Genomic DNA, 22,522 nt, shown 5'->3' with positions numbered 1-22,522 from the left:
ATTAGGAGGAAAAAAAGTTGCACGATTTAGTTAAATTATTAGAAAAGAAAAATTTAACCATTAGTAGTTGTGAAAGTATTACAGGAGGAGCTTTTAGTGAAGCATTAGTTAAGACGGAAGGAGCTAGTAAAGTATTTCGTGGTGGGTTAATAGCTTATAGTGCTCATTCTAAAGTTCATTTAGCAAGAGTTCAGTTAACAACTTTACAATCATTTGGTGCTGTTAGTGTTGAAACAGCTATTGAAATGGCACAAAACGCAAAAAATTTATTTGATAGTGATATGGCAATTAGTTTTACTGGTAATGCTGGTCCTGAAAATCATGAAAATAAGCCATTAGGTTTAGTATATATTGCATTGGCTTATAATAACAAATGTTTAATTTATGAATATCAATTATCGGGAAATCGCAAACAAATTATTAATAAATGTGTTAAATTAACTAAAGAATTAATTAAAAAAAATTTAAAATAAACTAGGAAAAGTTTATTTTTTTTTTTGTTAATTTATTTAGTGGAGGTAAGAAAATGTCAAAAAATAAAACAAATACTACCGAAATTATTAATCGCGAAGAACTTTTACAACAAGCATTACAAACAATTATTAAGAATATGGTCGGGATGCGGTTGTAGATATGAATAAAAAACTGCCATCCAAAGATAATTTCATTAGTTCGGGAAGTTTATTATTGGATATGGCAATTGGGATTGGTGGGTATCCTCGGGGCCGAGTTATTGAAGTTTATGGTGCTGAATCTTCAGGAAAAACCACTTTGGCATTACATGCCATTAGTGAAGTTCAAAAGAGTAATGGCAAAGCGGCTTTTATTGATGTAGAACATGCGTTAGACCCAAATTATGCTCAAAAAATTGGTGTTATTTTAGAACAATTATTAATTGTTCAACCAGATTCAGGTGAGCAAGCGTTAGGGATATTAGAAGTTTTTGTTAAATCAAATGCTATTGATTTGATTGTAATTGATTCTGTGGCAGCATTAACTCCCCAAGTTGAATTAGATGGTGAAATGTCTGATCAAACAATTGGTGCGCAAGCGCGATTAATGTCAAAGGCATTACGCAAGTTAAATTCATATATTGCTAAAACTAATTGTTTGGTTTTTTTTATTAATCAAATTAGAGAAAAAGTAGGAATTATTTTTGGTAATCCAGAAATAACCCCCGGAGGTAGAGCATTAAGATTTTATTCATCATTACGAGTTGAATTAAAAAGAAGTGAACAAATTCTACTTAATAATCAATTGGTTGGTTATAAAACTAAAGTTAAAATTGTTAAAAATAAAGTTGCTGCTCCTTTTCAAATGACAGTTTTAGATATTTACTTTGATCGGGGAATATGTAAGTTAGAAGAATTGATTTTATTAGGTTTAAAGGCTAATATTTTACAAAAAAATGGTTCTTGATATAATTATGGTGAGCAGAAACTTGGTTTAGGTCGTGATAAGGTTAGAGAATTTTTTATTGCTAATGTTGATTTACAAGAACAGTTGCATTGTAATATTGCTGAGTGATTACAGACTGTTAAGTAATGTTTAATCGCAAGTCTTTTAACAAATGATTTGCTTTTTGTTTTTTAATCTTGATATTGGTATTTAATTAGTTATTAAAAAATGATATTATTTAATAGGTAAACATTAAAGTAATGTTTTAAACTAATTATCTATTTTTTAAAAAAAAAATTAAATTTTATTAGCTGAATTATACTTGTAAGTGCAAGTAAATAAAATTGCAAAAGATTTCATATAAAAATTTCATGATGCTAAGTTTATTTTAGAAAAAGTAAATTTAAGGAGTTCTTATATGGGATACAAACATCTTGGCATAGATGAAAGAATTTATATTGAGAATCAATTGAAATTTAAAGTAAAAATTAGTGAAATAGCTAAAAATCTTAATCGAAATATTAGTACTATTAATCGAGAAGTTAATAGAAATAAAGATAATAATCATTATTTTTCATTAATTGCACAAAATAAAGCAGAAAATAGAAAACAATTACATGTTTATTTTCATAAATTTAAAAATAGAGAATTAGTAAAATATGTACAACAAAAATTATTATTAGGTTGATCGCCTGAACAAATTTATGGCAGAATTAAAAATTTTCATCAAGAATGAATTATTAGTTTTAAAACAATTTACAATTGAATTTATTCTGAATTACTTGAAAAGGTTACTAGTAAAAATTTAAGAAGAAAAGGTAAGAAACGAAAATCTCAAGAAAATCGGGATAAATTTAATGGTAAATCCATTAAAGAACGAAATGTTAATAATCGCATAACTCTTGGCCATTGAGAAGGTGATACTGTAGTATCATCACGAGGTAAAAGTAAATCATGTTTAATAACTTTAGTTGAAAGAACATCAAGATTTACTTTAGCAATATTAGTTGAAAATAGAACTACTAAAGTTATTAACAAAAATATTAGTCATTATTTATCAATTCTTCCAAATAATCTTGTTAAGACTATAACATTTGATAGGGGTAAAGAATTTGCTAATTGACAACAACTTGAAAAAAATTTAAATGTGAAAATTTATTTTGCTGATGCATATTCACCTTGACAAAGAGGTACTAATGAAAATACTAATGGTTTAATTAGAGAAAAATTTCCTAAAAAATTTAATTTTTCAAACACTACTAAAAATGCAGTTCATAAATTTATATTGTCTTTAAACCAAAGACCAAGAAAAATACTAAATTATCTTTCGCCAATCGAATATTTGGTTAGAAAAATAATTTAGTTGCACTTAACTTTACAATTTGGCATTTAATTTGAAAAGAAAATTAACTATTCAGAAAGGAAAAATTTATGAGTAAATTAGAATTCGGTCTTTTGGTTGGAATTTTTTTGGCATTGGCGATTGGCATTGGCGTTGGTCTGTTAATTAAGTATTTTGTTCGTACTAGTAATGATAAAAAGAGTCAAATAAAATTGGAGCAAGCAGAACGAGAAGCAAAAAATATTATTCAATCAGCAAAGGCAGATATCAAAGTAGAAATTGCGCAAATGAAAAAAGAAGTAGCAATGGATTTAGAACAAAGAAGAAGTCAAAGTAATAATTATGAAGCCTTATTAATAAAACGCGAAAAAAATATTATTGAACGCGAAGAAGTGATGGAATCTCAATATCGTGAAATTCTTCAAAAAAAAGATAATATTAAAAAAATTGAAGAAAACTATTATGATAAGTTAGACAAAATTGTTTTGGAATTAGAAAAAGTTGCGGGACTTAGTCAACAAGAAGCAAAAGTAGTTTTGTTTAAGGAATTAGAGGAGAAACTTGATTTAGAGTTAGGACAGTTAATTAAAAATCGTGAAAATGATGCTAAAATTAAAGCAAAAAATATTGCTGACAATATTATTGCTGTTGCTATTGAAAAGTATGCCCATGATGTTGTTGCTGAAAAAACAACAGCATTTGTTAAGTTACCTAATGATGAAATGAAGGGACGAATTATTGGTAAAGAAGGTAGAAATATTAAGGCTCTTGAACAAGCGGCAGGTGTTGATATTATTATTGATGATACTCCAGAAGTGATTCAAGTGGCATCTTTTAATCCGATTAGACGAGAGATTGCGGTTCGAACTTTAAATTCATTAATGCGCGATGGGCGAATTCAACCAATAAGAATTGAAGAAGTTTTAAAGAAAACCCAAGATGAGTTGGAAACTTTAATTCAAGAAACTGGACAAAAGGTACTTAATGACTTAGGAATTACTAATATGAAGCTTGGATTAGTTTATTATCTTGGAAGATTACGATATCGTACTAGTTTTGGTCAAAATGCTTTACAGCATTGTATTGAAGTAGCAAAATTGGCAGGAACAATGGCTGCTGAGTTAGGATTGGATGAAAAATTAGCAAGAAGAGCGGGTTTATTACATGATATTGGTAAAGCAATTGATTATGAAATGGATGGTTCGCATGTTAATTTGGGGGTGCAATTAGCAAAAAAATATGGTGAACACCCGCTAATTATTAATGCTATTTATGCGCACCATGGTGAGGTTAGTCCGCAAAGTATTTATGCAGTTTTAGTAATGGCAGCGGATACTTTATCGGCAGCTAGACCGGGAGCAAGAAATAACTCTTTAGAAGAGTTTATTCAAAGAATGCAACAAATTGAAGAAATTTGTCAATCAATTCCTGGGGTACAAAAATCTTATGCTGTTCAAGCTGGAAGACAAATTAGAATTATTGTTGATCCTGGTAAGGTTAGTGATGCTAAGGTTTATAAAATTGCTCATGATGTGAAAATTAAAATTGAAAAAGAAATTACCATTCCTGGCGATATTCATATCACTGTTATTAGAGAATTAAGAGCTAATGAGGTTGCTCGTTAAAATTAAATAATAAAATAATTAGGAACAATTTATGATGATGTTGTTCCTTTTTGATATTAAGTGGTTAAATGCTTGTATTTTTATTTTAAAGTGATTAAAATAATAGCAAGTAAAAGTAATTATTAAATTATCTATAAAAGTATTATTATCAATAGATAGCCAAATTGTAAAGTTAAGTGCAACTAAATTATTTTTCTAACCAAATATTCGATTGGCGAAAGATAATTTAGTATTTTTCTTGGTCTTTGGTTTAAAGACAATATAAATTTATGAACTGCATTTTTAGTAGTGTTTGAAAAATTAAATTTTTTAGGAAATTTTTCTCTAATTAAACCATTAGTATTTTCATTAGTACCTCTTTGTCAAGGTGAATATGCATCAGCAAAATAAATTTTCACATTTAAATTTTTTTCAAGTTGTTGTCAATTAGCAAATTCTTTACCCCTATCAAATGTTATAGTCTTAACAAGATTATTTGGAAGAATTGATAAATAATGACTAATATTTTTGTTAATAACTTTAGTAGTTCTATTTTCAACTAATATTGCTAAAGTAAATCTTGATGTTCTTTCAACTAAAGTTATTAAACATGATTTACTTTTACCTCGTGATGATACTACAGTATCACCTTCTCAATGGCCAAGAGTTATGCGATTATTAACATTTCGTTCTTTAATGGATTTACCATTAAATTTACCCCGATTTTCTTGAGATTTTCGTTTCTTACCTTTTCTTCTTAAATTTTTACTAGTAACCTTTTCAAGTAATCCAGAATAAATTCAATTGTAAATTGTTTTAAAACTAATAATTCATTCTTGATGAAAATTTTTAATTCTGCCATAAATTTGTTCAGGCGATCAACCTAATAATAATTTTTGTTGTACATATTTTACTAATTCTCTATTTTTAAATTTATGAAAATAAACATGTAATTGTTTTCTATTTTCTGCTTTATTTTGTGCAATTAATGAAAAATAATGATTATTATCTTTATTTCTATTAACTTCTCGATTAATAGTACTAATACTTCGATTAAGATTTTTAGCTATTTCACTAATTTTTACTTTAAATTTCAATTGATTCTCAATATAAATTCTTTTCATCTATGCCAAGATGTTTGTATCCCATATAAAAACTCCTTAAATTTACTTTTTCTAAAATAAACTTAGCATCATGAAATTTTTATATGAAATCTTTTGCAATTTTATTTACTTGCACTTACAAGTATAATTCAGCATTAAAAAATACGATTTTCTCAATTTAAGGAGTTTTAAAAAATGAAATATATTATTTCTCAAGCTGATTTAGCGGATTTAAAAGCAAAAATCCAAAGTTGACTAAGTGCTAATTGCCGTAATCCTTATTACTATAAAACTAAAAAACGCATTACTGCCTATTTAAATTTATGTACTTATTTCTATATTGAAGAGACAACTTTAACAAAACTTATTAAGAAATATTTTAAGAATGCAACGAAAACATTTTATCGTTGAGCCGAAAAAATTGTGACCACTTATTATTCTGACAACTTAGATTTGTTATTGTTTAAAAGTACAAAACCACAAAATCTTAATTATCAATATAATTTAAATTCTCGCAAAAAAGTATGTGATTTATATTTTGATTACAAAAATCTTCAAGCCGGCGGAATGTGGTCTTTATTTAACAATTTAAAAATCGGTTTTCACGATGTTAAAAATTCAGAAGTTCCGAAAAACATCAAAACTTTTTATCGTTGAATTAAATCTGACCCTCGCTGAAAAGAATTAAAACAACAAATTAAACAAACAAAACGCCATTTTAAGCGTTATGAAGTTTCCGAGATTGGTCTTTTACAAATGGATGCTAAAATTATTACCACATCAAATTTTCCGGTTGATAAAAAATATTATATTTATGATTTCATTGACGAAATGACACGCATAGTATTTGGTTATGTTTATGATAGTTTAGGAACTAATAATGCAGTTAATGCTGTGCAAAGAGCAATGAAAGATTTTGACGAACTTGGCATAACAATCAAACGCCTTCGCACTGATAATGCTCCTGAATTTATTACTACTAACTGAAGTAATAAAAAATCGTACAAAGTAAAAGAAAGGCCTTTTACAACCTTTTTTTCGAGGAACGGAATTGTTCCACGAAACCACACCGATTCGTTCGCCACAGAGTAACGGTAAAATCGAGCGGTTTCATCAACATTATACCAAATTATTTTATTCTAAGGATAAAAAATTAAATCAAAACGAACTTCAGCATCATTAGTAGCAGCAACAGTCATTTCAAATATTACAAAAATTTTTACTACTAGCTTCCTAAAATAAATGCACTTCCGTTTGGTGATAATTCAATTAATTTTACAGAATTATTTATTTCATTAATTTTTTGAATATCTGAGGAAATATTAACTTTTAAATAAATACCATCATTTTTCCCAAAATAAACACTATTTTTTTTAACAGAATTTATAAATGTATCTTGTTTAACGCCTGCAATTATATTAACATTATTTATTTCATTAACTTTAGTTACTTCTCAAGAATCAAAAGGAACATAATAAACATTCCCATTAGAATCTAAAGAATATGCATCTCCATTTGGTAATATTTCAATTAATTTTATAAAGTTATTGTCTTTTTCATCAACTTTTCGAATAGTGTCGTTGCTACTATTTTTAGATTTGAAATAAATTCCATTTGTTGTCCCAAAATATATGTCTCCTTTTTTTACACTAGAGTTAGGTGTATCTTTTTCAAAAACAGCAATGCTATTTAAATTATTTATTTTATTTACTCTTTTTGGAGTTCAAGAATTTAGAGATACATAATAAACAGTATCGCATAAAACTTTAAAATATAAATTTCCATCTAAATCAAGAAAAAGTTTTTTAATGTTATTTTCAGGGCTATCACAATTACATTCTGTTATTAAGTTTATTTTTGCTACTGAATTTTGAGAATTATGATATCTAAAATAAACACCATTAGTAGTTCCAAAATAAACACTTCCAGCTTTTATATTAGGATTAGGTGTATCTTTTTCAAATATAATAAAATCATTAACAGGATATTTTATTTCATCCATAATTCTAACATTTGTTTGGTCATAACCTAAATAAAATACTTTCCCTTGTTCATTTAAAATATAAACATTTCCTGTTGGATCAATTTCAATTTTTTTTATTATACCAGTAACGTCGTTAATCTTTCTTGATTCTCAACTATTTTTATAAATAAAATAAACACCATTAGTAGTTCCAAAATAAACACTTCCGGCTTTTACGCTTGATAGCAGTGTATTTTCTTTAAAACTTTAATAAAAGTAATGTTTTGTATTTCATCAATTTCTTTTGATTCTAAAGAACTAGAATTTAAAAGCTGAATTATACTTGTAAGTGCAAGTAAATAAAATTGCAAAAGATTTCATATAAAAATTTCATGATGCTAAGTTTATTTTAGAAAAAGTAAATTTAAGGAGTTTTTATATGGGATACAAACATCTTGGCATAGATGAAAGAATTTATATTGAGAATCAATTGAAATTTAAAGTAAAAATTAGTGAAATAGCTAAAAATCTTAATCGAAGTATTAGTACTATTAATCGAGAAGTTAATAGAAATAAAGATAATAATCATTATTTTTCATTAATTGCACAAAATAAAGCAGAAAATAGAAAACAATTACATGTTTATTTTCATAAATTTAAAAATAGAGAATTAGTAAAATATGTACAACAAAAATTATTATTAGGTTGATCGCCTGAACAAATTTATGGCAGAATTAAAAATTTTCATCAAGAATGAATTATTAGTTTTAAAACAATTTACAATTGAATTTATTCTGGATTACTTGAAAAGGTTACTAGTAAAAATTTAAGAAGAAAAGGTAAGAAACGAAAATCTCAAGAAAATCGGGGTAAATTTAATGGTAAATCCATTAAAGAACGAAATGTTAATAATCGCATAACTCTTGGCCATTGAGAAGGTGATACTGTAGTATCATCACGAGGTAAAAGTAAATCATGTTTAATAACTTTAGTTGAAAGAACATCAAGATTTACTTTAGCAATATTAGTTGAAAATAGAACTACTAAAGTTATTAACAAAAATATTAGTCATTATTTATCAATTCTTCCAAATAATCTTGTTAAGACTATAACATTTGATAGGGGTAAAGAATTTGCTAATTGACAACAACTTGAAAAAAATTTAAATGTGAAAATTTATTTTGCTGATGCATATTCACCTTGACAAAGAGGTACTAATGAAAATACTAATGGTTTAATTAGAGAAAAATTTCCTAAAAAATTTAATTTTTCAAACACTACTAAAAATGCAGTTCATAAATTTATATTGTCTTTAAACCAAAGACCAAGAAAAATACTAAATTATCTTTCGCCAATCGAATATTTGGTTAGAAAAATAATTTAGTTGCACTTAACTTTACAATTTGGCAAAAATAAAACATTATTAAACAATTCTCTTTTTATTCGTTTTAAAGTTTCTAAATTATTTGTTTGTAAATAATTGACTTCCTTTTCGTGAATTTTTACTAATTAATAAAATTCGCCAAACAAGCAACAACCTTTCTCCAAAAAATTAATTTACAATTTCTTTGCCTTAGAATCTAATTATAAACTATTTTTAAAAATTTTCTGCATTATTTTATAATTTATCATCTCTTTTTTAAAAAGCCTCTTGTGTTTGTCATATGTCTGTGGTATATTACATAATTACAAATATTGTTATAACTAAAACCATAAATAAAAAAATATTTAATTATTAAAAGTTAATAATGCTGTTATTTATAAAATTTAATCGCTCTCCTAATCAACTTAATTTAAAATCACAACAAATGCAATTAGACTTCACGATTGACACATTAGACAAAGAATATACCCAACTAATTCTTAAAAAAATTCAAGAAGCTGGCTATAATGTAATAATTAGTTAGCATTGCTAACCATTCAATTTATTCAATGTTATAAATAAAGGAAATTAAAAGATTACTAAATATAATATTGAAATTGAAAGGACTACATAATGACTTGTCTTATTTGTAAAAAACTAATTAGCCCCGAAGAACTAAAAGAATTAAAGGAGCAATATCATCACTTAATACAAATCCACGAAAATAAACTTTTACAAACTCATTTCCAATGTGCAGGTGATGGTATCATATACTAATAAAATGAACCACGGAGTAATCCGTGGTTCATTTTCATTGTACTTAATACTATAATTTAGTTCCTTTAAATTTTCCAGCAGCGATTTCTGCATTAATTCGTTTTTTAAATACTAATAAATAAACCATTGGTAATACCACACTACCACCAATAAAATTACCTAACAATGTTGGTAGCATATTCATTATTGAAAATGTTCCAAAATCTTGACCAACCATACCATTATTTAAAAATAAACCAGTCATTCAAACATAAGCATTAGCAACAATATGTTGAAAACCAGAAATTCCAAATGCTAAAATTACAAAGAAGCATAATAATACCTTAGTTGCTGAATTTTTAACAGACATATTCATTCAGAACAACCCCGCAATTAAAATATTACAATAAATGCCACTAACAAAATTTTTTAAAAAAACTGTCCAATTAAGATTACTCGGACTAGAACCGATTTTCTTATCATAAATATACTTAAAAGCATTATAAAACTCAGAATCAACTTTCATATGTCCCATTAAATAAGTAGATATCGCAACAATTAATGCTCCTAAACAATTACCAACTAATACTAAAGATAAATTTACAAGCATGCGACGCAGTTTTGCTTCTCTTTTAATTATTGGTAATAATGTCAATGAATTAGAAGTAAATAATGTCCCACCAATAAAAATAACCATTAATATTGCTGGCGTAAAAGTTAGTCCTGTAATTAAAGCAATCATACCAGAAGGCATCCCATTAGGTTTTAAATTTCCATTACTGTCTTTAATAATAAATCCTGATAAAGCAACAATAACAATAACATAAGCAATTGCTACAAAAAAACCTGCCATAATGCCAAATAGAAATGTCTTATATCACGGATCGCGTAATTTTTGAAAAGCATATTCAAATACTTCAACAAATGTCTCTTCATGTGAAATATGATCTTTAATAAGGACAGCATTACTATCATCAAAACTATGTAATGGTTTTTCTTTTGAACTCATTTATTAATCTCCTTTGAATCTCATATTAAAAAATAAATAAATATTTTCAATTATTTATATTATGTAATAAAAGATTAAAAATTACAAGAAAAACAAAATAAAAAAAAGCAGAATATTCTGCTTTAATTTTCTTTATGGTACCTAAGGTCGGACTCGAACCGACACAAACTTTAACCGTTTACTGGAGCTTAAACCCAGCGTGTCTACCAGTTCCACCACTTAGGCACTAATGGTACCCCGTGCAAGGCTCGAACTTGCGACCCTCTGGTTAAAAGCCAGATGCTCTACCGACTGAGCTAACGGAGCATATTAAATTTGGCTGGGGAGGGTGGATTTGAACCACCGCATCAAGGAGTCAAAGTCCTTTGCCTTACCACTTGGCTACACCCCAACATTATGGTGGAGGGAGAGGGATTCGAACCCCCGAACCCTAAGGAGTTGGTTTACAGCCAACCGTGTTTAGCCACTTCACTATCCCTCCAAATAATTTATGGTGCTGGCTATAGGAATTGAACCTACGACCTACCGCTTACAAGGCGGTTGCTCTACCTGCTGAGCTAAGCCAGCAAATGGTGGGTTGTGACGGGATTGAACCGCCGACCGCTCGCTTGTAAGGCGAGTGCTCTCCCAGCTGAGCTAACAACCCATTTAATTTAGGACTTTATAATAATATAAAAAAACATTCTCATTGTCAATTATTTTATCTTTAAAAATCCTAAATATAATAATTTTAAAGTATTAATTATTTAAAAATTAAATAATCCTTTAAATTATTAACTCTTACCTAATAACTTAAACATTTTTTTCTTATATACTTCAACACCCGGTTGATTAAAAGGATTAACTTCTAGTAAATAAGCACTCATTGCACAAGCTTTAAAGAAAAAGTACACTAAGTAACCAAACATTATTTCATCCATTGTTTCTAACTCTAAAATAATATTAGGAACTTTCCCCTCATTACTATGCGCATCAATTGTTCCTTCTAAAGCTAAAGCATTAATTTGATGTAAAGAATAATTAGTTAAATAATTCAATTGATCTACATCATCACTATTAGTAGCAATTTTAACATCCAAAGAGGGCTTTTTAACTTGTAAAACTGTTTCAAATAAAACTTTACTTCCCTCTTGAATAAATTGTCCTAAGGAATGTAAATCAGTAGAAAAATTAACACTAGCAGGTAAAATTCCTTTACTATCTTTTCCTTCTGATTCACCAAATAACTGTTTTCATCATTCAGCCAAACTAGACATCTGACTTTCATAACTAACTAACATTTCTACAGGATATTGCTTTTCTTGATGTAATATTGTTCGCACAACAGCATATTTATATGCTTGATTTTCTAAAGTATCATTACTTAAATCTGTATATGCTTGATTAGCTCCCAGCATAACCTTATCAATATCAATTCCGGCCATTGCCATTACAAAAATACCAACAGGCGTTAATACTGAAAATCTACCACCAATATCATCAGGAATAACTAAAGTTTCATAACCTTCTTGATTTGCTAAGTTTTTTAAAATCCCATTTTTAGCATCAGTCGTAGCAATAATCCTTGTTTTAGCAATTGCTTTATCTTTTTGTTGCTCTAATAAATCTCTAAAAAGACGAAAAGCAATCGCTGGTTCGGGTGTACTTCCGGATTTAGAAATAACATTAATAGCAAATTCTTTATCCTTAACATATTCTAAAACTTGATTAGTATATGTTGATGATAATGTATTACCAACAAATATTATTTCTAATGAATCTTGGGAATATAATCCTTTAATCATATCAATAGCTGCTTTAGCGCCTAAATAAGAACCACCAATACCAATAACAATTAAAACTTGAATTTCAGGAATTAATCGTTTAGCAATGACTTTCATCGCCTCTCATTCAGTTTTATTATAATTTTTTGGCAAATCAACTCAACCTAAAAAATTACTGCCAAGACCTTTTCTTTCAGTAATCATTGTTTTATGAATTGAATGAATTTTATCTTGATATTTATTAAGTTCTTGATCTGTTAAGTGTGTATAACTAATATTTGTTTTAATCATCTATTATTCGTCACTTTCACTGATTTGTTCACTATTATCAATTCATTGCGATAAGTTATTAGATAAATCTTCAAATCCTGCTCCTGATTCTTTAATATGTACGGACCCACGATTTTGTTCTTTTTTATGAAGTGCTTTATGACTTAAACTTAGTTGCTTTTTATCAACATCAAAATTTAACACTTCTAAGCGATAAACTTTTTCAACTTCTGCAAATTCATTAATATCTTTAACATATCCATCAGAAAACTGACTAATATGACACATCCCAGTTACTCGCTCTGGCTTTGACTGTGAAGAAGTACTGTCTTCATTAACGTTATCAACGATGTTTTCAATAACATAAAATACACCTCATGGTAAAACAGCAGTACACTTTGCTTCAACAATGTCACCTTTTTTATACATAAAATCTCTCCTTTGATTTCAGTAAATATTTTCATATATTCACATGATACCTAATTATAACATTGAGAAAAATAAATATTCATTTTTATTTACAAAAAATTTACTTTTTATAAAAAATATAAATATCTTTAAAAATTAAAATTTTTCAATTCCAATTTCCGTTATTACTTGATGCATTAAAATATCATTTTTATCAACTGTTATTTCTTCTATAGTTTTTTGTCAACTATAACCAATTCCAATAATTGGATTTTTAAAATCTACTAAAGTTCGGTCATAATATCCTTTCCCATAACCAACCCTAGCGCCGCTACTATCATACGCTAAAAACGGTAAGAAACAAATATTAATTTCCGAAGTCATTAACATTTTACATTGCAAATTAGGTTGTAAAATATTGTAATTATTATCAATTACTAAATCATCAAAACTAGTAATTTGATAAAATAATAAAGAATTATCATCTTGCATTCTTGGTAACCCAACAATCTTGTCATTATTAAAACAAAAACTAATTAAAAGATTAACATTAACTTCTCCCCTAATAGGTGAAAATAAACCAATTATTTTTGCTTTTTGAAAATCGTCATTACTTAGTAATAAAATTAATAATTTTTTGATCATATTGTTCTTTATCATCTTTTACCATTGCTAATCTTACTTTTAAAGCTGATTTTCGTAATAAATGTTTATCAAACATCTAAGCACCTCCTTATAATTTATTATAACATCATTAAAAATCCACTACTTGCTAATAATGAGCACTGCTTACGATTTGGTTGCTTTTTAGTATGAGCAAATACAATTAAGTCTTCTAAAATATCACTATCATAATCTTTAATATTAATCATTAATGAATAATTATTTAAAGTTGCTATTGCTTGATATTTTGATTTATTAGTAATAGTTTGACAAATCAAGTCAGCACTAGAAGTTGCAATTGCACAAGCATAACCCATAAACCGAGCTGAGACAATAACATCATTGATAACTACTAACTGTAAATTTAACTGATCAGCACAACTTAAATTAGGTTGCAATCGCTCAATTGCTTGGTTATGTTTAATAAAACCTTGATACTGAGGATTTTGATAATGATTAATAATTATTTTTCTTCATTCATTATAAGAAATCATCAATAAAATTACCTCCTGTTTTTAATGCGATAATTAATTTATCAACATCTTCTTTAGTATTATAAATATAAAAACTAGCTCGTAATGAACTTTTAACACCAAGTACTTGATCAATTAAACTAGCACAATGACTACCACTGCGAAGACAAATATTGTGGTTATTAGCTAAATTAACTGATACATCGTGGGCAACAACATTATTAACATTAAAAACTAAAATGCCACTTTTAGCATTAGGATTATAAATTGTTACATTTAAATTTTCCCTTCGTATTTCATTAACAGCATAATCTTTTAAACTAGTAATATGATTATGAATTGTTTCTAAACCAATATTTTGTAAATACTTAATCGCTTCTTGTAAACCAAAAATACCAGCAATATTTTGCGTTCCTGATTCAAAACTCATATATCCTTGTAGTAAAGAATATGTTCCATTCTCATTAATAATACCATTATTACCGCCGCCTAATAACATTGGTGCTAATTTAGATAACATCATATTTTTTCCTCATAAAATACCAATACCCGTTGGTCCTAACATCTTATGACCAGAAAATACTAAAAAATCAATATCTCAATCTTGAACATCAGTTTTAATATGACCAACTGATTGAGCACCATCAATAATAACAATAATGTTAGGATTATATTGTTTAATTGCTTGACAAATCGCTTTAGTATCATTAACAGTTCCTAAAACATTACTTATATTTGCAAAACTAACAATTTTAGTTTTCGGTGTTAATAATTTTTTAATATTAGTAATAGTAATCGTTAAATCTTCCAAACCAATATATTTAATCTTTGCTTGTTTAGTTTTTGCTAAACGATACCAAGGTAATAAATTAGAACTATGTTCAGCCATTGTTAATAAAATCTCATCATCCTTAGAAATTAATGTTTCTAACCCTAAAGCCAATTGATTTAATCCAAAAGTAGTTGAAGGAATAAAGATAATCTCACTATCCTTACCATTAATAAATTCAGCAACTAGTTTACGAATTTTTTGAATATTCTCATTACAATCATAGGCTAGTAAAAAATCAGTATTATGAGGATTAGTAGAATATTTTAAATAATAATTAATAATATTGTCAATAACACATTGTGGTTTTAAACTAGTAGCACTATTATCTAAATAAACAATATTTTTATTTTTCTGAAAAAAGGGAAAATCTTTCTTAATATTTTTTATATCTGTCATTAATTAATTTCTTCCTTTCTATCTTTAACTATTTTAATAATTCATTTAATTATTGTCTATCTACAAATATTAGATATAAGAATTTTTAATAACTTTAAGAAATTATTATTTAATTAACTACTAGTATATTTTACCTAATTTAGGCGATAATTGCTATCCTTAACATAAAGTGCCCGTATTTTAGAAATTACATTTTTACTATATAGTGTATAATATGTATTGTAAAATTAAATATTTTATGAAAACTAATATTTAAGGAGTGATTGAGATTAATGAAGAAAAAGATAGTTTTACCATTTGCTTTGGTGTTATCAATAAGTCCAATAATGACATCAGCAGCTTGCTCCAATAAATGAGAATTTATTGGTGATGATGGTTCGCAAGTACTTCTTGACCTTCCAACATTAAAATTTAAAGAATTAGATGATTTTTCAGGAAAATTAGATCGAATTACAATTGATCAACTTTTCAATAATTTCATTAACAATAATGAAATTAAAAAAGAACAATTTGTTGAGTTTACTAAACGCTTACAACTATCTGTTCTTAAAAGCAAAAAAAATGATCCGATATTTAAAAAAAGTTACGATAATATGATGACTAATTTAAATACTTATATTGAAGGAACTTTACATAAACAATGAGGAAATAATAAAACCAAAGAAGAAGCTAAAGAATATAAAAAATGAGGCGGTGCAGAAGGATTTAAAGATCATTTATTATTAGATAATTCTACTCCCAATAATGTTTATGAAACTTTTCGAAAAAAATTTATTAATGACTTTCAAATTGATTATGATCGCTATAGTATAGAGCAAATTAAAAGAATTGCCAATGATTTAATAAAGAAAATCAACAGCGATGGTGATAATTTTAACATTGATTTATGATATGGTAGTAAAACCGAAACCGAAACCGAAACTCGGAACCGAGCATTAAGAAAAGCATATGAACTTAATAATAATAATGAATTAAAAGAAAAAATTAAAAGTCTTTTCAATACTTTTGCTATCAAGCCAGAAAACCTTGTTAAATTTGATGAGAGCAATAAGGTAATGATGAACCCTGATGCTCAACAATCAAATAAATTAAGTAAAGAGCAAAAATTTATTGCCGAACAATGATACTTTAATTTAAAACCGTTATTAGTTTCTCAAATTAATTTTAAATATGATGGTAAAGACAAAAATGGTTTAGAAGATGGCATTGAAGCAAAAGATTTTGATGAAAATAAGAATTTAAAAAACATTAATGATTTTTTAAGTGATGCTAAAAGTAAATCTTTTGAACAATTGGCTGGTTTGTATAGCGATGATAACAAAACAACCTTTGGTCAATTACCTAATTTATTAACTTTAGATAGTTCTAATGATAAATTTAGTCCAATATTTAAAGCAGCAACTTATGATTTAGCATACGATGGTACTGATGGCGGAAGTATCCCAACTGATTTTAATGCCTTTTTAAAGGATTTAAATGACGAACGAAAAGATAGCAACAAAAATATTATTTTTAAAAAAATTAAAATTGGTACTGATAAAGTTGTTTTTATTGCTGATACGAATGAAGTGCGTTTTATTAAAATTAATGGTTATGACAAGTTACGAAAAGGTTATGATGCTGATGGTGATATTGGCGAAAATCAAGAAAGTGACGGCAAATATCCGGCAATAACTTCAGATGAAAATATGCGTCTTGCTAAAACTCCCTATTTACAATATTTATTTGATGAATTTAAAAAACGCGTTGATAATAATCCTCAAAGTGAAAGTTCTGGTTTTAATCCTTTGAATGAAATTAAAACTTATACTGATTTTTCCCAAAATAATATTGACAATAATGAAAACTGATGATTTTGATTTTGAGATATGATGACGTGATTAGAACGAGATGATGATAAACCAAATAATGAATGATATAAAGAATATATTGAATTTGACCAAGATAAATGAAGTGCTATTTTAGGTAAAATATTTAAAACTTCTCGTTCATCACTTTTAGGAACTAAAATTAATATTTTAAGTAAAAATCTAAATGATGAAAATGATGCCATTAATAAGATTCCTAATAAAAATCAAACTATTGGAGCGTTAATTGATGTTAATACAGTTATTAATGATAACTTTATGAATAATAAAGATAACTTATGAACTATTAAAGCGATTACTCCCCCAACTCCTATTAAACCTAAAAACAATCATTCTTCAAAAGGGAACCTTTATTCATCAACAGAAATTAGTAACTACTGATTAGCATTAGAAAAGGAGAAACATTAAGATGCAAATACTAAAGAAATTAGTCAGTTTCACGAGTACAATTTTAATATCTTCATCTCCTATTGTAACTGTTATTGCTTGTAGTAAATCTAAAGACCGCATTGATAGTAATATATCTGAAAAAACTCAAGAAGAACAATTTATTAAATTATTAGAAATAACCGATAAAAATAATATTACTGGAAAAGCATTATTTGATAAATTTAAAGGTAAGATTAGTGAATATGGTTTTAATGCTATTAAAGAGATTATTGCTCGTAATGAATTTGTTACGATATATGCGAAAATGCGAGGCAAAAAAATTGAAAACTTATCTGAGACAGAAATTACCAATTATTTGCAACAATTTGATAACCTTTGAAACCAAATAGCAGGTGATAAATTATATCAAGAATACTTAAAAGCAAGATTAAATAATAGTTTCTTAGAAGCAATAGTTACTAAACAAGGATACGACATTAAGCAATCAGCGGAATGGCATATTTTAGGAACTTGAGATGAAGAAAAAGATGAGGCCTATACTAATACAATTCAACCAAGCATTAATGATTTAATGACAGCCAAAATCACAAGCACCAACAATGAAACCATAAATTATAAAGTTAAAGTTCGTGAACGATTTGCTGATTACTATAATGCACAAATTAAAGCTACTATTCTTGATAATTTAATGACAATGACTTGATTACAAGATCGGATTTTTGAATTAAAAAAAGATGGTAATTATTCATTGCCAATAAGTTGAACTGTTCCTAAAAATGTACAAACATTTGATTCAGGTAATGTTTGAGATAGTAAAATAAAAATGGTTTGAGAAGTAAAAGTTAAAAAGGAAAATGAAGCAAATTTACCTAACGATGATGTTGTGTTAATTTCTGATAATGATACTTTCAAAAATAAATTTAAACCTGATAATAATGAAATCAAAACAATTTTTGATCCAATATTTAATATGGCCGGTTTTCGTGGTTTTGTTGCTTATGGTAATGATAATAATCCTTATGGTGATAACACAATGGAAGATTTTTATAAAGAACAAGTGAAAGAGAGACAAATTGTTGGCTTTGCTAGCAGTAAAGCTCCTAACGATTCTGAAATAAATAAATTTTATACTGAAGACCGTCGTTATGTATCTAAAATTTATGTTCTCCCAATTTTTGTCACTGATTTGTTTAAAGGTTATAAAATTGATGATGATAAAGAAATTCAAATTGATAATGGGATAGAATTTGAGTGAAAAAATAATACTAATAAAACGGGAACTAAAAAAAATAGCGCCCGCAATAATACGGGAATGCAAAATCTTCCTAATAATCAAAAAACATCATTAATTAATGAATTATTATTTACAATTTCCAAAGATGATAATTTAAAAAAGAATGCTAGTCAATATTTATATACAAAATACATTGTAACTAAGAAAAATATTTACGATAAAAAGATATGAGAAGATTTATCTACTTATTTCCAAGATGAAGAAGATGATTAATTTACAAAAAAAGAGAACAGTTAACTGTTCTCTTTTTTAAACAAGGAGGATTATTAAATGAATGAACAATCTTGTTTATTTTGCAAAATAATTTTGCACGAAATTCCTAGTCATATAATTTATGAAGATGAACATACAATTGCCTTTTTAGACATTATGCCTCTTGACAAAGGACACACCCTAGTTATCCCTAAAATTCATAGTACAAATTTTATTAATACTAATGATGACATCATTTCTTTTGTTAATATTACTGCTAAAAAAGTCGCTCAGCAAATTGAAATGCAACTTAATACTTCAGCATTTAATTTTATTTCTAATAATGGTATTCTTGCTGGACAAACTATTGAACATTATCATTTACATATTATCCCTAAATATTCTTCCCACAGTGGTTTACAATTACCAAAAAGTCAAATCGTTGTTGACAGTAAAAAACTAACAGCATTAGAAAAAAAACTTAAATTTAATTAAAAAAGAATTCCTAGATTTGTTAGGAATTCTTTTTTAAATAGCCAAATTGTAAAATTAAGTGCAACTAAATTATTTTTCTAACCAAATATTCGATTAGCGAAAGATAATTTAGTATTTTTCTTGGTCTTTGGTTTAAAGACAATATAAATTTATGAACTGCATTTTTAGTAGTGTTTGAAAAATTAAATTTTTTAGGAAATTTTTCTCTAATTAAACCATTAGTATTTTCATTAGTACCCCTTTGTCAAGGTGAATATGCATCAGCAAAATAAATTTTCACATTTAAATTTTTTTCAAGTTGTTGTCAATTAGCAAATTCTTTACCCCTATCAAATGTTATAGTCTTAACAAGATTATTTGGAAGAATTGATAAATAATGACTAATATTTTTGTTAATAACTTTAGTAGTTCTATTTTCAACTAATATTGCTAAAGTAAATCTTGATGTTCTTTCAACTAAAGTTATTAAACATGATTTACTTTTACCTCGTGATGATACTACAGTATCACCTTCTCAATGGCCAAGAGTTATGCGATTATTAACATTTCGTTCTTTAATGGATTTACCATTAAATTTACCCCGATTTTCTTGAGATTTTCGTTTCTTACCTTTTCTTCTTAAATTTTTACTAGTAACCTTTTCAAGTAATCCAGAATAAATTCAATTGTAAATTGTTTTAAAACTAATAATTCATTCTTGATGAAAATTTTTAATTCTGCCATAAATTTGTTCAGGCGATCAACCTAATAATAATTTTTGTTGTACATATTTTACTAATTCTCTATTTTTAAATTTATGAAAATAACCATGTAATTGTTTTCTATTTTCTGCTTTATTTTGTGCAATTAATGAAAAATAATGATTATTATCTTTATTTCTATTAACTTCTCGATTAATAGTACTAATACTTCGATTAAGATTTTTAGCTATTTCACTAATTTTTACTTTAAATTTCAATTGATTCTCAATATAAATTCTTTCATCTATGCCAAGATGTTTGTATCCCATATAAAAACTCCTTAAATTTACTTTTTCTAAAATAAACTTAGCATCATGAAATTTTTATATGAAATCTTTTGCAATTTGGGCGCATAAAGTTTTGTTAGGTGGGTAAAGATTTGAATAAGTATTAAGGCAGTCGGCAATGATTGTCTTTTTATTTTATAAGGTGTTAAAATTTGTTCTTTGAAAATTAAATACAAGTGAATTAATAATGTTGGTATGTATTAAAGCACGATAAATTGTGGGTGGTCGCCATAACCAAAAGAAGTTTACCAGTTAATAGATAACACCCTATTAGCTATAGCAATTTGTTTCGTTTTGCAATAAAAAAATGAATGGGTGGATTTCCTAAAAATATACACGCTATTAAATTAGTTCCAAGGGTAGGATGCGGATATTAAAGTGTAGAAATTTCTATATAGGGGTATGCTAAGTTTAAAATTATTAAAACCTTTATCTAATAATAATAAAAAAACAAAATTTACTAACAAAGCTTGTTAAACACTTAAATCTGCGATATATAAGTGTTTAAAAAACTAAGTTAACTAACTTAGTTAATATAACTTAGTTTATCTATAAGGAAGGTAATTTACTATGAAAAACATTGAAAACATTTTCTTAAATACTAAGAAGTATCTTTTAAAAGAAACGCAAAACGCAATGTTTATTAAAGCGCCAAAAATTCCGTGATTTAATAAACAAATCGGCATTTGGTTTCCAAAGCGATTTGTTTATAAAGGAAAATACGAAAATTCAATTTGTATTGGAATAATAAAAGATAGTAAATATCAAGTAATTTCAATTAATCAACAAGAACAAGAAACGAAGTTAATTAAAGGCCGAGAATTATTAGGTTTCTTCATTGCCGAAAAAGAAAATAACAAAAAAGATATGAATTATAACTATTTTAAAGGAGTTTAAAAATGAATATTGCAATTGGACTAATATTTATTATTGTCAGCATAATGCTGTCAGCATATTTTGCTTATAAAATTTATGCCAAAATAAAAATTAGAATTAAATATAAAAATGCCATTAAAAATAATACTGGTAATTTCACAAAAGACGAAAAAGTATTTATTGCTCGCTTTGAAGAATGAGTTAAAGCTCCTAATTCAAAAGAAAATAACAAGGATAAAAAATAATGTTTTGAGAAATTATCATGGAGTTCTTAAAACTGTTTGTTCCAATAGAAAAAATGCCTGCACAAGTTGCTTTTATTGCCGGATTAATTATTATCATTACTTTTCTTTTCGCATTAATTTCAATTATGTATTTACCAATAAAAATGATTTTTGGGAAATAAAAAATGACGGTAAATTTAAAAGAATTTAATTGAGAGCAAATTAAACAAACTTTCTGAGATTTATTTATTCAAATTACAACTATCCCGGCTCATATTAGTGGTGGTAAAGAAATTGATTTAACCCAAAAAACACTTTGACTTTTAATAGCAAACATTGCTTTTTGATTCTTAACAGCGATTATGGTGTGATTTATTCTAATGCTACTTTGAAAAACCATATCAGTATTTAGATAAAGACAAATGACGAATGCCTCAAGAAGAAAGGGGGTGATTATATGATTGGAACTTTCTTAGCCGATGCACCAGCAAAAATAACAGCTAGCGATGCGATGACTAAATTGTGAAATGCAATTATAACGGCATTTACTAAAATGTGAGAAATTATTGCTGTTAATATGCCACAAGTCGGTAACTTCTTTGCTGACTACTGAATCTTCATTTTTCCATTTATTTTGGCAATATTCTTTATTTGCTTTAAAATGTTTGAAAAACTACTTGGCGCAGTCCGCTAACAAAAAAATAAAGTGAAGTGGGCGCATAAAGTTTTGTTAGGTGGGTAAAGATTTGAATAATTTTGAAAGAAAAGCAACTAAAAATTTATTACCTTTTTACTTGAAAAATAATTAATAAA

At 26.8% G+C, this 22,522-nt stretch carries 23 protein-coding genes and 6 tRNA genes; 14 read left to right on the top strand and 15 right to left on the bottom strand.

The genetic code is table 4. The features are described from left to right. Window positions 1–17 precede the first annotated feature (17 nt). The 4 genes from AAHN02_RS00970 to rny all read left to right on the top strand — a co-directional run bounded on the left by AAHN02_RS00970 (window position 18) and on the right by rny (window position 4,365). Window positions 18–473, top strand: coding sequence for a CinA family protein (locus AAHN02_RS00970; RefSeq protein ID WP_342277858.1), 456 nt, complete (start codon window positions 18–20; stop codon window positions 471–473). 160 nt (window positions 474–633) lie between these two features. After that, complete coding sequence (gene recA, locus AAHN02_RS00965; RefSeq protein WP_342277857.1) at window positions 634–1,545, top strand: recombinase RecA; 912 nt, start codon at window positions 634–636, stop codon at window positions 1,543–1,545. A gap of 271 nt (window positions 1,546–1,816) precedes the next feature. Further along, the gene (locus AAHN02_RS00960) at window positions 1,817–2,761 is read left to right on the top strand and encodes an IS30 family transposase (RefSeq protein WP_342277856.1); all 945 of its coding nucleotides are present in this window, start codon (window positions 1,817–1,819) and stop codon (window positions 2,759–2,761) included. 68 nt (window positions 2,762–2,829) lie between these two features. Then, window positions 2,830–4,365, top strand: a complete 1,536-nt coding sequence (gene rny / locus AAHN02_RS00955) for a ribonuclease Y (RefSeq protein WP_342277855.1) — start codon at window positions 2,830–2,832, stop codon at window positions 4,363–4,365. 182 nt (window positions 4,366–4,547) lie between these two features. On the opposite strand, the gene AAHN02_RS00950 is transcribed toward rny, so the two are convergent. Continuing rightward, entirely contained in the window at window positions 4,548–5,468 is a 921-nt protein-coding gene (locus tag AAHN02_RS00950) for an IS30 family transposase (RefSeq protein ID WP_342277854.1), read from the bottom strand. 174 nt (window positions 5,469–5,642) lie between these two features. Here AAHN02_RS00950 and AAHN02_RS00945 point away from each other — a divergent pair, with 174 nt between their 5' ends. Further along, complete coding sequence (locus AAHN02_RS00945; RefSeq protein WP_342277853.1) at window positions 5,643–6,539, top strand: transposase family protein; 897 nt, start codon at window positions 5,643–5,645, stop codon at window positions 6,537–6,539. A gap of 133 nt (window positions 6,540–6,672) precedes the next feature. On the opposite strand, the gene AAHN02_RS00940 is transcribed toward AAHN02_RS00945, so the two are convergent. Next, the gene (locus tag AAHN02_RS00940; protein WP_342277852.1) at window positions 6,673–7,449 is read right to left on the bottom strand and encodes a hypothetical protein; all 777 of its coding nucleotides are present in this window, start codon (window positions 7,447–7,449) and stop codon (window positions 6,673–6,675) included. A gap of 400 nt (window positions 7,450–7,849) precedes the next feature. Between AAHN02_RS00940 and AAHN02_RS00935 the strand changes: the two genes are divergently transcribed. Further along, the gene (locus AAHN02_RS00935; protein ID WP_338966716.1) at window positions 7,850–8,794 is read left to right on the top strand and encodes an IS30 family transposase; all 945 of its coding nucleotides are present in this window, start codon (window positions 7,850–7,852) and stop codon (window positions 8,792–8,794) included. A gap of 805 nt (window positions 8,795–9,599) precedes the next feature. On the opposite strand, the gene AAHN02_RS00930 is transcribed toward AAHN02_RS00935, so the two are convergent. The 12 genes from AAHN02_RS00930 to AAHN02_RS00875 all read right to left on the bottom strand — a co-directional run bounded on the left by AAHN02_RS00930 (window position 9,600) and on the right by AAHN02_RS00875 (window position 15,343). Continuing rightward, window positions 9,600–10,538, bottom strand: coding sequence for a formate/nitrite transporter family protein (locus AAHN02_RS00930; protein WP_342277851.1), 939 nt, complete (start codon window positions 10,536–10,538; stop codon window positions 9,600–9,602). Window positions 10,539–10,673: 135 nt separating this feature from the next. Next, a tRNA-Leu gene (locus tag AAHN02_RS00925) sits at window positions 10,674–10,763 on the bottom strand. A 5-nt stretch (window positions 10,764–10,768) separates the two neighbouring features. Further along, window positions 10,769–10,844 (bottom strand) — tRNA-Lys (locus tag AAHN02_RS00920). A gap of 10 nt (window positions 10,845–10,854) precedes the next feature. Beyond that, window positions 10,855–10,929: transfer RNA gene (locus tag AAHN02_RS00915), tRNA-Gln, on the bottom strand. 6 nt (window positions 10,930–10,935) lie between these two features. Further along, a tRNA-Tyr gene (locus AAHN02_RS00910) sits at window positions 10,936–11,019 on the bottom strand. A gap of 10 nt (window positions 11,020–11,029) precedes the next feature. Next, window positions 11,030–11,105 (bottom strand) — tRNA-Thr (locus AAHN02_RS00905). A 3-nt stretch (window positions 11,106–11,108) separates the two neighbouring features. After that, window positions 11,109–11,184: transfer RNA gene (locus AAHN02_RS00900), tRNA-Val, on the bottom strand. 127 nt (window positions 11,185–11,311) lie between these two features. After that, on the bottom strand, window positions 11,312–12,592 hold the full coding sequence (locus AAHN02_RS00895) for a glucose-6-phosphate isomerase (protein ID WP_342277850.1): 1,281 nt from the start codon (window positions 12,590–12,592) through the stop codon (window positions 11,312–11,314). A gap of 3 nt (window positions 12,593–12,595) precedes the next feature. Continuing rightward, window positions 12,596–13,000 carry a S1 RNA-binding domain-containing protein gene (locus AAHN02_RS00890; protein ID WP_342277849.1) on the bottom strand — a complete coding sequence of 135 codons (405 nt, stop codon included), beginning with the start codon at window positions 12,998–13,000 and terminating at the stop codon, window positions 12,596–12,598. 135 nt (window positions 13,001–13,135) lie between these two features. Then, the gene (locus AAHN02_RS00885) at window positions 13,136–13,624 is read right to left on the bottom strand and encodes a 5-formyltetrahydrofolate cyclo-ligase (protein ID WP_342277848.1); all 489 of its coding nucleotides are present in this window, start codon (window positions 13,622–13,624) and stop codon (window positions 13,136–13,138) included. A 98-nt stretch (window positions 13,625–13,722) separates the two neighbouring features. Continuing rightward, entirely contained in the window at window positions 13,723–14,136 is a 414-nt protein-coding gene (locus tag AAHN02_RS00880; RefSeq protein WP_342277847.1) for an iron-sulfur cluster assembly scaffold protein, read from the bottom strand. Then, window positions 14,123–15,343 (bottom strand): aminotransferase class V-fold PLP-dependent enzyme, encoded by a 1,221-nt coding sequence (locus AAHN02_RS00875; RefSeq protein ID WP_342277846.1) that lies wholly within the window; start codon window positions 15,341–15,343, stop codon window positions 14,123–14,125. Before AAHN02_RS00875 ends, AAHN02_RS00880 begins: the two co-directional genes overlap by 14 nt. A 272-nt stretch (window positions 15,344–15,615) precedes the next feature. Here AAHN02_RS00875 and AAHN02_RS00870 point away from each other — a divergent pair, with 272 nt between their 5' ends. The 3 genes from AAHN02_RS00870 to AAHN02_RS00860 are packed head-to-tail and all read left to right on the top strand — an operon-like array spanning window position 15,616 to window position 19,582. Then, on the top strand, window positions 15,616–17,619 hold the full coding sequence (locus tag AAHN02_RS00870; RefSeq protein WP_342277845.1) for a hypothetical protein: 2,004 nt from the start codon (window positions 15,616–15,618) through the stop codon (window positions 17,617–17,619). Between the two features lies 1 nt (window position 17,620). Further along, a complete protein-coding gene (locus AAHN02_RS00865; protein ID WP_342277844.1) occupies window positions 17,621–19,108 on the top strand; it encodes a hypothetical protein in 1,488 nt (495 codons plus the stop codon). 57 nt (window positions 19,109–19,165) lie between these two features. Then, on the top strand, window positions 19,166–19,582 hold the full coding sequence (locus AAHN02_RS00860) for an HIT family protein (protein ID WP_338968874.1): 417 nt from the start codon (window positions 19,166–19,168) through the stop codon (window positions 19,580–19,582). Between the two features lie 64 nt (window positions 19,583–19,646). On the opposite strand, the gene AAHN02_RS00855 is transcribed toward AAHN02_RS00860, so the two are convergent. Continuing rightward, on the bottom strand, window positions 19,647–20,591 hold the full coding sequence (locus AAHN02_RS00855; protein WP_342277843.1) for an IS30 family transposase: 945 nt from the start codon (window positions 20,589–20,591) through the stop codon (window positions 19,647–19,649). Between the two features lie 588 nt (window positions 20,592–21,179). Between AAHN02_RS00855 and AAHN02_RS00850 the strand changes: the two genes are divergently transcribed. Genes AAHN02_RS00850 through AAHN02_RS00830 form a run of 5 tightly spaced genes read left to right on the top strand, consistent with a single transcriptional unit; the run spans window position 21,180 to window position 22,403 of the window. Continuing rightward, window positions 21,180–21,506, top strand: coding sequence for a hypothetical protein (locus AAHN02_RS00850; RefSeq protein ID WP_342277842.1), 327 nt, complete (start codon window positions 21,180–21,182; stop codon window positions 21,504–21,506). A 2-nt stretch (window positions 21,507–21,508) separates the two neighbouring features. Next, the gene (locus tag AAHN02_RS00845; protein ID WP_342277405.1) at window positions 21,509–21,730 is read left to right on the top strand and encodes a hypothetical protein; all 222 of its coding nucleotides are present in this window, start codon (window positions 21,509–21,511) and stop codon (window positions 21,728–21,730) included. After that, window positions 21,730–21,891: a hypothetical protein gene (locus AAHN02_RS00840; RefSeq protein ID WP_338981383.1), complete on the top strand. Its 162-nt coding sequence runs from the start codon at window positions 21,730–21,732 to the stop codon at window positions 21,889–21,891. Before AAHN02_RS00845 ends, AAHN02_RS00840 begins: the two co-directional genes overlap by 1 nt. 3 nt (window positions 21,892–21,894) lie before the next feature. Beyond that, window positions 21,895–22,125, top strand: a complete 231-nt coding sequence (locus AAHN02_RS00835) for a hypothetical protein (protein ID WP_342277406.1) — start codon at window positions 21,895–21,897, stop codon at window positions 22,123–22,125. A 41-nt stretch (window positions 22,126–22,166) separates the two neighbouring features. Continuing rightward, window positions 22,167–22,403: a hypothetical protein gene (locus AAHN02_RS00830; protein ID WP_338967064.1), complete on the top strand. Its 237-nt coding sequence runs from the start codon at window positions 22,167–22,169 to the stop codon at window positions 22,401–22,403. The last annotated feature ends 119 nt before the right edge of the window (window positions 22,404–22,522 follow it).

The sequence above is a fragment of the Spiroplasma endosymbiont of Nephrotoma flavescens genome (genome assembly GCF_964030835.1).
Classification (GTDB): domain Bacteria; phylum Bacillota_I; class Bacilli_A; order Mycoplasmatales; family Nriv7; genus Nriv7.
Note: the sequence above shows the minus strand (reverse complement) of the source record. Positions and strands in the feature narration are given on the sequence as shown.